The organism is Mycobacterium sp. TH-M11 (genome assembly GCF_057473725.1).
Window position 1 is genome coordinate 1 of record NZ_JBYCLD010000241.1, and the last position, 10,624, is coordinate 10,624.

Below are 10,624 nucleotides of genomic sequence, written 5' to 3' on the forward strand. Positions count from 1 at the left end.
TCGGTGCCCACCTCGTGCAGCGTGCAGGCGAAGAGGTTCCCGCGGTCGTGGCCGCAGCCGTGCGCGCCGACCGCGGCGAATTCTGCTGCAACGAGCCGAGATTGGGCATCCGAAATACCGCGGCCGTAGCACTCCGGCTCCCAGCTGGGGACCGCCCATCCGGCATCGACGACGAGCTGGGCCCAGCTGGCGCGATCGATGTCGGGATTCCAGTTGGCCGCCAACCAATTTCGGACCTCGTCGCGCAGTTCGTCGTCCGTCATGCGCCGCTCCTCCTCATCGCGCTATGCGTTCTGCATCGTCGCCGGCGGAAGTCATCATGCTCCGATCTGCTGCAGGTAGCGTTCCCGGTGCCAGGACGGGCTTCCCAGCAGCTGGGCGTCACATCGGGCGCGACGCAGATACAGGTGCGCCGGATGTTCCCAGGTGAATCCGATGCCGCCGTGGACCTGGATGTTGGTCGCTGCGACGAAGACGAAGGATTCCGAGCAATACGCTTGCGCCAAAGCGAGATCAGCGATTCGGGAAGGCGCTTGCTCGGCGTACGAACCGGCGACGAAGCGTGCCGCCGATACCGCGGATTCGGCCTCCAGCAGCATGTCGGCGCACATGTGCTTGACGGCCTGGAAACTGCCGATCGCGCGACCGAACTGGTAACGGGTCTTGGCGTACTCGGTGGCCATCTCGACTGCCCGCCGCGCGCCGCCGGCCTGCTCGCTGACCAACGCCAACGCCGCACGGTCGAGCGCTGCCTCGAACACATCGACGCCGGTACCCGGCCGGCCGATCAGCCGGGCGGGGGTGTCGACGAATTGCAGTCGGCATTGCTTGCGGGTCGGATCGACCGTGGTCAGGGGCGTCACGGCCAGGCCGGGTGCACCGGCATCGACGGCGAACACCGCGGGACCGTTGTCGGTCGTCGCCAACACGTAGAAAAGTTGGGCGCAGAGCCCGTCGAGCACGAAGTGCTTGTAGCCGGTGACGTGCCAGGCGTCGCCGACCAGACCTGCTGACGTGGTGATCGTCGCCGGTAACCGGGCCGAGCCGTCCTCGGCGAAGGCGGCGGTCGCGATCAGGTCCCCGGCCGCGATCCGCGGTAACACCGCGTCACACTCGGCGGTATGGCCGGCCTCGGTCAGCAAGCCGGGCACCAGCACGGCCGTCGACAGGAACGGGCTGACCAGCAGCGCTCGGCCCATCTCCTCCATCGCGATGCCCATTTCCACCGGGCCCGCCCCGGCGCCGCCGTGCTTCTCGTCGATCAGCAGACCAGTCAGGCCCATGGCTGCCAACTCACGCCACACGATCGGGTCGAAGCCCGTCTCACCGGCCATCTGCGTCCGCACCTGGGCCTCGCCGGAATAACGCGCCATCAGGTCGGCGACCGCACTGCGTAGTGCCCGCTGTTCGTCGCTCACCGCAAAGGGCGCGCCGGCGGCCATCAGCGCGCGACAGCCAGAGCGGATCGCAGACTCGCGCACTGGCTGGCGAAAAATGCTCTGGACACACCGGCTTTCGGCACTATCAGATCAAAGCCGTGAAATGCTCCGGAGACGACCTCGACCTGGCACGGGACACCGGCCGCGGCGAGACGCTCCGCGTAGGCAAGGTCCTCGTCGTGAAACAGATCGTGGGTGCCGACCCCGATCCAGGCCGGCGGCAATTCGCTCAGGTCCTCGCGGCGCCCCGGAACCGCGACATTCGGGTCGGCGTTGCCGAGGTAGGCCGCCCAGCCGAACCGGTTGCTTTTCGGGCTCCACAGCCGGTAGTTCGGCTTTTCCGGTGTCGAGCCGCTGCGGTCATCGAGCATCGGGTACGCAAGTAGCTGCAGGGTCGGCGATACCTCGCCGCGGTCACGCGCCAGGAACGCCAGCGCGGCCGCCAAGCCGCCGCCTGCACTGGCCCCGCCGATCGCCACCCGAGCCGGATCGACAGCGGGCAGCTTGGCCAGCCAGGTCAGCGCGGCATAGCAATCCTCCAGCGGCGCGGGGTACGGGTGCTCGGGGGCCAGCCGGTAATCCACCGCCGCTACGGTGACGCCGAGCTCACGCGCGAACCGACGGCACACGTCGTCATCCTGCTGAGCGGTGCCGAGGACATAGCCCCCGCCGTGGATCCACAACAGCGCGGGACCCGGCTGCTCGGCGCCGGCCGGGCGGTGCAACCGCACCCCGACACCGGAGCCCAGGATGAGCGACTCCACATCGCGGCTCGATCTGCGCCGTGCCGCCGGGGAAAGTGCTCGAATCAGCTTCAACGAGCGCGGGCCGACCAGCGATCTGGGTGCGAAGCGCGCGACTCTGCTCAGGTCGGGGTGGAAATCAGTGCTCGGCATCGTCTCAGTATGGCCAACGCGAACCGGGCTCGGGTCCCGGGCTCCGCCGCGGACGCGAAAACTCAAGCGCGTCAGCAATATTGGCTCTTCGCTGCGGCACAGGCGCGGCGCGTAGTGTCGAGTGGGCGGGGAAGCTTCTCGCGGATCGCTGCCCAGTTGTCGCCGACCCGAGTATCAGCTGTCTGAGCCGGTCGTTCCCGCTGCTGGGTGATCCTTCCGATCGGGGTGTTGATTCGTCAGATCGACATCGGGCCCTGTGGTGGCGATGAAGTCGTCGAGGATGTCCACCACCGCTGTCGGGGCTTCGACATGAGGGAAGTGCCCGACGCCGGCGAGCACCTCGAGTCGACTGCCCGGCACGGCCTCATGAGCGGCGTAGCCGTGGGCGACGGGAATGATCCGGTCCTGCTCGCCCCAGATCAGCAAAGTGGGTAACCCATGACTGACGTGGATCTTGCCGAGCGCGCTGACCGCCTGGCCTCGGTAGTCCACCACCGAGCGCAACGTCCGCAGGAATGCTCGGCGAGTCGGCCGATCCGACAACGAGCAGTAGGCGCTCCACATCTCGCCGGCGCGCGGTGACTGGATTCCGGCTGAGGTGAGCCACGAACCCAGCTTGTTGCCGAGCTTCAACACCGGCTGCGGTGTGACCACCGGCAGCACCAACTCGGCTCCCGGTGCCGAGAGGATGCGCAATATCCAGTTGAGGTCGGGGCCCAGGCCACCGCTGCTGATGAGAACCAGGCGCTGGCAGTAGTCGCGGTGTTGATAAGCGAACTGCATGGACACCCCGCCACCGAGTGACTGACCGACCACCGTGACCCGGCTGATACCTAGCGCATCGAGCAGATCCCGCAGCGAGGCGGCGAACGCGCCCAGCGAGTAATCGCCGCGCGGCTTGGTCGATTCGCCGTGCCCCAGCAGGTCCGGTGCCAGTACCCGGTACTTCTTCGACAACTCAGGAATGACCGCGCGCCAGGTCGCCGAACTTCCCGCCATGCCGTGAATCAGAAGCAGCGCCTCGCCGGCACCGGCATCCCGATAGGCAAGGCGCTCACCGTGCAGGTCGAGATAGCTCATCTCGGTTTCGTGCACTGGGCTCCGTCCAATCGTGTTCGGGCATCCTGGCCTGCTGTCAGACGATGATAACCGTAACTTACGGTTCGGTAGGTTACTAGCCAGTAGGTCGCGTTCTTCGGGCCTGGTCGTGACGTCGCTGACGGACTGCCGCGATCGCGGTCTTCAGGCCGCGGCGGCGTCCCGTCGCCAGGTCGGTACCGGTGAAGCCGGGCTGAAGTTCGGTGAACATCCGCTCGCTGCGGGTCTCCGGCGCGTCATCGGCGGTAGCGCGCAAGTAGCGGTCCGGCAGCGACAGTTTGGCGATGGTGCGCCACGCCTTGGCGTACTGCGCCAGGAATGACCCCGTGGTGTAAGGCAAGTCGTACTTGTCGCACACCTCTTGCACGCGCAGCGAGATCTCGTGTAGGCGATTGCTCGGTATATCGGGGTACAGGTGATGCTCGATCTGGTAGCACAGGTTGCCGCTCATGAACCGCATCGCCGGCCCGGCGTCGAAGTTGGCACTGCCCAGCATCTGGCGCAGGTACCAGTGCCCCCGGCTTTCGCCGATCATGTCGGTCTTGGTGAATTTCTCAGCGCCATCGGGGAAGTGCCCACAGAAGATCACGGCGTCGGTCCAGATGTTGCGGATCACGTTGGCCACGATGTTGGCCTTCAGGGTCGATTTGAAGGTCGCCGCCGGCGACACCGACGTCAACGCCGGGAACGCGACGTAGTCCTTGACCACCTGTCGTCCGGCTTTGGTGGCGAACTCGTGGATCTGCCGCAGGGTTGTCTCGCGGCCCGGACCTTCTTCGAGAACTTTGCCGAAGTCGATGGGCTGCAAGCCGATTCCCCACTCGAAACCGAGCGCGAGGATGGCGTTGAAGAGCAGGTTGCCGAGGTTGGAGGCCTTCCAGGGCTGGTCACGGGTCACCCGCAGGGTGCTGTAACCCACGTCTTCGTCCATGTCGAGGATGTTGGTGTACTTGTGGTGCTGAAAGTTATGGGTGGCTTTCCAGTGTTTCGACACCCCGCTCATGTCCCACTCCCACGTCGAGGAGTGAATCTCGGGGTCGTTCATCCAGTCCCAATGGCCGTGCATGACATTGTGGCCGATCTCCATGTTCTCGATGATCTTGGCCACCGCGAGGGTCACTGTTCCGGCCCACCAGGTGGGGCGTCGTGAACTAGCGGCCAGCATGAGACGGCCGGCGACATCCAGAGCGCGTTGCGCGGCGATGGTGCGACGAATGTAGCGTGCGTCGCTCGCGCCGAGGGACTCCTCGATATTCAGTCGGATCGCATCCAGCTCAACGGCCAGGTTGTCGATGTCGGCGTCGGTCAGGTGCGCGAAGGCCGCAATGTTGGTGATCGCCATCGTTATCCGCCTTTCTTTCGTGTCGGTATCACCCGACTCGGCCAGCCGCTGCCAGCCGAGCCGGGGAGTACATCGGACCGGTCAGTAGTAGTGGCGGCGGCCGCCGACCCCGCGTCCCATCCGACCCATCAGCATCAGCGCCAGGCCGACGACGAGGAGGATGACGCCAATGACCAGGCAAAGATGGGCGTAGGCGAAGGTAGGAATGAGGGCGGGGAGCAGCAGTCCAAGGACGATGAGGAGGATTCCGAGGCCGATCATGACGTGTACCTAGTTTCTGTGGATAGCTGGGAAGAGAATAGCCGGGTTAGTGTCGGAGGGCGTCAGTTAGCCTCGTGCCCAAGCGATTTGGTGATGCTCCGCTCGATCAGCGCGACTTTTGTCGCACTGCCGGGTATCTCCGGCACCATGATTCCCTCACCGCGAAGGTTAGATTCAGAATGGGCGGCTCAAGCAAATGCTCATCAAGTTCAGCGGCGTACAGCCAAACTTTCTCCGGACCGGCTGAAGGTCTCAGCAACATCAACTTTACACCTGTCGGGTACCCGGGCCAGATGTGTGACCTGAGCGATCTGCCACACGGGCAGCGGTGGCCGACCGCCAAGTCTGGACACCCCAAGGTTGAATGATTGTGGGAATTTGTGGAAGCCAACGACATCGCGGTCCGCATTCATCCACCGATGCTGTCTGTCGAGCCTAGGAACCGACGCCAACTACCTACTGAAAGCCAGTGAGCGTGTCGAGGATGACCTGCGCGGCGGTGGCTCGATCGGTGCGCGCGCGATCAGCGTCGATGTCTAATTTCAAATGTGCTTGCCGCGGGCTGTAGCCACGGCCGATGAGCACCCCGATGGCCTCATTTATCACCGACGCCTCTCGCAAGGATGTCCCGTCGTCCGAGCCGACCGGGACGCTCAGGTGCTGATCGAGCGCGAATTCGCCGGGCGGACGGCCGGTCAGCCACGCCAGGTCCGCGGCGAGGTCGACAAAAGTTCCCGGCCTCGCCGCGTAGAAGATGATGGCAACCAGCGGCGCTGCCCGGCCCTCACCGACATCGGCCGGCAGCGTCAGCCGCAGCGAGGTTCGAACTTTGTCGGCCGCGCCGTCCTCGAGGGTGCTGAACGCGAACGGCGAACCATTGCCTTCGACGATCACGCTCAGGCCGAGATAGCCGGATACCGCCGCTTGAGCGCCGACGCCCAGGCGGTGCAGACTGTGCAGCACATCGGCGCCGGGCTCATCCAGGGCGGCGGTGAGGATGCCCAATTCGGCGGCCAGGGCCGCACCGATCTCCATGAGAGAATTGCTCCGCTGGACGCTCCCGAGCGCGGATCGAGCCTGCCGGTGCCGAACGGGCGAGTCGCCCTGCCCGGTGGGGAAGCCGCGACGTGAGCCAGGACCCGTCGCGTTGACTGTTTCCCCGCCCTCCAACCTACGCGCGTTAAACCGCGCAGCGACGGTTCGGCCGTGGGTTACCCCGGCCTTTCGGGCTCAGGCTGGTGGCTTGTGTCGGGCGCGGGCGCGGCGCGTGGCTTCATCGACAATGCGCTGCGCCACGTCGGCCAATTTGCGGTGTTCGGCTTGGCTGATCGCCCGCAACTGTTTGAACGCCTCCTCGGCGCTACGCCCGCTGCGGCCCCGGATCAGGCCGATCGCCTGATCGATCACCGGCCGCGTCGACAACGCGGTCTGCAGTTGGGCGGCCAGCGCCACCGCGTGCGCGAGGATCTGGGCGTTGTGCACCGCCACCGCCGCAGGCTTGGCGAACAGCTCCCCCAGTTCGGCGGCGTGCTCATCGAAGACGTCTTTGCCGTGGGCGTAGACATTGATCGCCCCGATCACCTGATCCGATAGCAGCAGCGGCAGCGACAGCGCACTGTGCACGCCCAGGCGGCCCACCCGGGGGCCGAATCGCGGCCACATTTTCTCCCCGCCCAACGACCCGGACCGCACCGTGCGTCGTTCCAGTGCCGCGGTGATGCAGGGGCCCTCCTTGAGGGTCACGTACTGAATCTCGTCGATTTCGGCGACAAACGGTGCACTCGCGCCCAGCACCTCCACCAGGTTTTCCACCCGATCGACCCGCAACAACGTCACTCCGGCGCCCTCGGCGCCCGGGATCGCGCGCACCGCAAACGCCGACACCTCAGCCAGCAACTCGGGCAACCCCAGGCTGCCCGCCACCAAGCCCGCCAGCTCGTCGATCCCGGCCCGCAAGTCGGCAGCATCAGCGGTAGCCTGCTGCAGGCTCAGCGAAGCCGACGGCGGGCCGTCGGCTTCTTCGGTGAACTCCGTCATACCTGTGCTCAATGACCTTGGCGGAGCTGGCAATCGACACTCGAAGCCCAGCGCCATCGTGGCGGCGCAACCGTAAGAGATAGTTGCCGAAATGATTTTACGCCGGTAGCCGCAGCGCCGAAAGCGCGCGGCACCAGCAGGCCAACGGGCGTAATGTCAAGGGTGCTGAGAATGTCAGCTGGTTCGGGATGAGTTCGGCCGTCCGCCGCTTAACTCAAGGAGCATCGGCTCCGTGCCCTCACACCACGGTGATCAGATTCGGGTCAGGCGGCCATGACCACTACGCTTGCTTGCCACCAACCCGCCCACCTGCAGGCGCCCCAGGTCTCGCCCGGCTGCCCGGGCTGGCCGTGATCGTCCCGTGTTCCCGGCGCCGCTCATGAGTGCGATCGGTGAACTGGGCGCCTTCCTCGCCAGAGAAGGCGCGGCCGCCGCATCCCCGACCCAACCGGCCAGCACCGCGAATGGGGCCGACACCGCAACGCGAGTCGGATAGCTGCGAATCGACAAAGGAGGCACCACAATTGACGACACGGACCCTCGAACCTGAACTGCTCTGCAAGATGGACGCTTACTGGCGGGCGGCGAACTACCTGTCAGTCGGTCAGATTTATCTCTACGACAACCCGTTGCTGAGACGACCGCTCCAGCTATCGGATGTCAAACCGCTCGTAGTCGGCCATTGGGGGACGACGCCGGGGCAGAACTTCATCTACCTGCATCTGAACCGGATCATTACGAAGTACGACCTGGACATGTTCTACGTCGCCGGTCCCGGTCATGGTGGCCCAGCCCTGGTCGCCAACACCTACCTCGAGGGCTCCTACACCGAGATCTATCCCGACGTCAGCCAGGACGAGGCCGGACTGAAGAAACTTTTTACCCAATTCTCTTTTCCCGGAGGAATTTCCAGCCATGTGGCGCCGACGACTCCGGGATCGATCCACGAAGGCGGCGAACTGGGCTACTCGCTGAGTCACGCGTTCGGCGCGGTCTTCGATAATCCCGGCCTGACTGTCGCGTGCGTGATCGGTGATGGTGAGGCCGAGACCGGGCCACTGGCCACAGCCTGGCATTCCACCAAGTTCCTCAACCCGATCGACGATGGGGCGGTACTGCCGATCCTGCATCTGAACGGCTACAAGATCAGCAACCCCACCGTGCTGGCCCGCATCGAACACGAGGAGCTGGACCAGTTCCTGCGCGGTTGTGGCTGGGACCCGCGTTACGTCGAAGGTGATGACCCCGAGTACATGCATGAACAGATGGCCACCGTCCTGGATGAGACGGTCGAGGCCATTCATCGGATCCAGCACAACGCTCGAACCGCCGGCGACACCACCCGCCCCCGCTGGCCGATGATCGTGTTGCGCTCCCCGAAAGGCTGGACCGGGCCCAAGGTGGTGGACGGCCTGCAGATCGAAGGGACCTTTCGGGCGCACCAGGTGCCATTACTCGTCGACGAGGCGCATCCCGGGCACGTCGAACAACTCGAAGCCTGGATGCGCAGCTACAAACCGAGCGAGCTCTTCGACCAGACCGGGCGGCTGCTGCCCGACCTGGCCGCGCTCGCCCCCCGCGGGCCACAGCGGATGGGAGCCAACCCGCACACCAACGGCGGAACGCTGCTGCGCGACCTGAAGATGCCTGACTTCCGCACGCACGCGGTGACGGTGGCCTCACCCGGGGCGGTGCAAGCCGAGGACACCAGCGTGCTCGGCGCTTTTTTGCGCGACGTCGTCGCACTCAACGACGAGGCGCGCAACTTCCGGATCTTCGGCCCCGACGAAACCCTGTCGAACATGCTCGGCGCGGTGTTCGAGGCAACCGACCGCCAGTGGGAGGCCCGCACCGCCGTTAACGACGAATTTCTTGCTCCCACAGGCAGAATCCTTGACTCGATGCTCAGTGAGCACCAGAGCGAAGGCTGGCTGGAAGGTTATCTGCTGACCGGCAGGCACGGGCTGTTCAACTGCTACGAGGCGTTCATCCACATCGTCGACTCGATGTTCAACCAGCATGCCAAATGGCTCAAGGTCACCGCGCAACTGCCGTGGCGCCGTAATATCGCGTCACTGAACTATCTGCTCGCCTCCCATGTTTGGCAGCAAGATCACAACGGTTTCACCCACCAAGACCCCGGCTTCCTCGACCACGTGGTCAACAAGAAAGCTGACATCGTGCGGATCTACCTGCCGCCGGACGCCAACTGCCTGCTCTCGGTTGCTGACCATTGTCTGCGCAGCCGGCACTACGTCAATGTGATCGTCGCGGGGAAGCGTCCGATGCCGCAATGGCTGAACATGGACGATGCAGAGGTTCACTGCACCGAGGGCATCGGCATCTGGGAATGGGCCGGAAACGACCGGGGTGCCGAACCGGATGTGGTCCTGGCTTGCTGCGGCGATACCCCGACCCTCGAAGTGCTGGCTGCGGTGTCGATCCTGCGGGAACACTTGTCCGAGTTGAAAATCCGGGTGGTCAATGTGGTGGACCTGATGAGGTTGCAGTCGGCGACCGAGCACCCCCATGGGCTCAGCGACCGCGACTATGACGCCCTGTTCACCACCGACAAACACATTATCTTCGCCTTCCACGGCTACCCGAGCCTGATCCACCGGCTGACCTATCGCAGGACCAACCGCAATCTGCATGTGCGCGGCTACAACGAAGAAGGGACCATCACCACGTCCTTCGACATGCGGGTGCAGAACCGCTTGGACCGCTTCCATCTCGTCGCAGACGTCATCGACCGGCTGCCCCAACTCGGTGCGACCGGCGACTACCTGAAGCAGACCATGGCCGACAAACTCGTCGAACACACCCGCTACATCAACACCCACGGCCAAGACCTGCCTGAAATCCGCAACTGGACCTGGAATCCCGCGCCATGACGAATCCTTAGGTGATCGGAATGACCCTGCCTGCTCCACGCGTGACGTCGGAACCGAGCTACTCTCCGGCGCCGATGCCCGCAGCGGTATATCGGCCCATCGCTCAACAAGCGTTGAAGCTGACCGGCGCAGAAATCGCATTGGTCGCCGTCGCAATCAACGACGACCTACCCACGTCGGCGGTGGTCGATCTGGTGATCGTTGAGACCGCCAGTGCTGCAATGATTCCGGCGCCAACCCAGGTCATTTCCCTCGCCGATGCCTCGATTGGGCAGGCCTTCGTGGATGGGATCCCTCGACGACTGAACAACTTCGACGTCGCCATCGATTGCATCCGACATGCCGGCCCAGCGCTGGTACTTCCACTGCGCACCACCGATGCCGTCGCCGGGGTGTTGGTCGCGCTGCGGAGTGCCGGCGCCCCGACGTTCGGCGACGGGCAACTCGACATGATGGCCGCATTCGCCGACCAGGCGGTACTCGTCTGGCAGCTGGGGTCCGCACAGCGCTGGGCGCGTGAACTAAACATTCTCGCTGACCGCGACAGGATCGCCCATGACCTGCACCATCACGTGATCCAGCAGATCTTCGCGGTCGAACTCAGTCTGCAGGCAACCATTTCGCGGGTGCCATCAACTGAGGTGCGGCAGCGACTGT

9 protein-coding genes and 1 pseudogene are annotated in these 10,624 nt (G+C 64.8%); 2 read left to right on the forward strand and 8 right to left on the reverse strand.

Annotated features, from left to right (window positions below; translation table 11 throughout):
• From AC2VOG_RS10070 to AC2VOG_RS10105, 8 genes and pseudogenes are all read right to left on the reverse strand, one after another.
• Positions 1–263: pseudogene (locus AC2VOG_RS10070) on the reverse strand (acyl-CoA dehydrogenase family protein); the annotation flags it as partial.
• A 54-nt stretch (positions 264–317) separates the two neighbouring features.
• Positions 318–1,442, reverse strand: a complete 1,125-nt coding sequence (locus AC2VOG_RS10075) for an acyl-CoA dehydrogenase family protein (RefSeq protein WP_486939757.1) — start codon at positions 1,440–1,442, stop codon at positions 318–320.
• The gene (locus tag AC2VOG_RS10080) at positions 1,442–2,335 is read right to left on the reverse strand and encodes an alpha/beta hydrolase (RefSeq protein ID WP_486939758.1); all 894 of its coding nucleotides are present in this window, start codon (positions 2,333–2,335) and stop codon (positions 1,442–1,444) included. Before AC2VOG_RS10080 ends, AC2VOG_RS10075 begins: the two co-directional genes overlap by 1 nt.
• Positions 2,336–2,509: 174 nt before the next feature.
• Positions 2,510–3,415: an alpha/beta fold hydrolase gene (locus tag AC2VOG_RS10085; RefSeq protein WP_486939765.1), complete on the reverse strand. Its 906-nt coding sequence runs from the start codon at positions 3,413–3,415 to the stop codon at positions 2,510–2,512.
• Positions 3,416–3,509: 94 nt separating this feature from the next.
• Positions 3,510–4,775 carry a fatty acid desaturase family protein gene (locus tag AC2VOG_RS10090; RefSeq protein ID WP_486939759.1) on the reverse strand — a complete coding sequence of 422 codons (1,266 nt, stop codon included), beginning with the start codon at positions 4,773–4,775 and terminating at the stop codon, positions 3,510–3,512.
• An 81-nt stretch (positions 4,776–4,856) separates the two neighbouring features.
• Positions 4,857–5,036 (reverse strand): DUF6131 family protein, encoded by a 180-nt coding sequence (locus AC2VOG_RS10095; protein WP_486939760.1) that lies wholly within the window; start codon positions 5,034–5,036, stop codon positions 4,857–4,859.
• 456 nt (positions 5,037–5,492) lie between these two features.
• The gene (locus AC2VOG_RS10100) at positions 5,493–6,071 is read right to left on the reverse strand and encodes a hypothetical protein (protein WP_486939761.1); all 579 of its coding nucleotides are present in this window, start codon (positions 6,069–6,071) and stop codon (positions 5,493–5,495) included.
• A 195-nt stretch (positions 6,072–6,266) separates the two neighbouring features.
• Positions 6,267–7,073, reverse strand: coding sequence for an ANTAR domain-containing protein (locus AC2VOG_RS10105; protein WP_486939762.1), 807 nt, complete (start codon positions 7,071–7,073; stop codon positions 6,267–6,269).
• A 464-nt stretch (positions 7,074–7,537) separates the two neighbouring features.
• Here AC2VOG_RS10105 and AC2VOG_RS10110 point away from each other — a divergent pair, with 464 nt between their 5' ends.
• Both AC2VOG_RS10110 and AC2VOG_RS10115 read left to right on the forward strand, forming a co-directional pair.
• Positions 7,538–9,967 (forward strand): phosphoketolase family protein, encoded by a 2,430-nt coding sequence (locus AC2VOG_RS10110; RefSeq protein ID WP_486939763.1) that lies wholly within the window; start codon positions 7,538–7,540, stop codon positions 9,965–9,967.
• Between the two features lie 74 nt (positions 9,968–10,041).
• Positions 10,042–10,624: GAF domain-containing protein (locus tag AC2VOG_RS10115; RefSeq protein ID WP_486939764.1), on the forward strand; the 583-nt coding region annotated here is incomplete at its 3' end.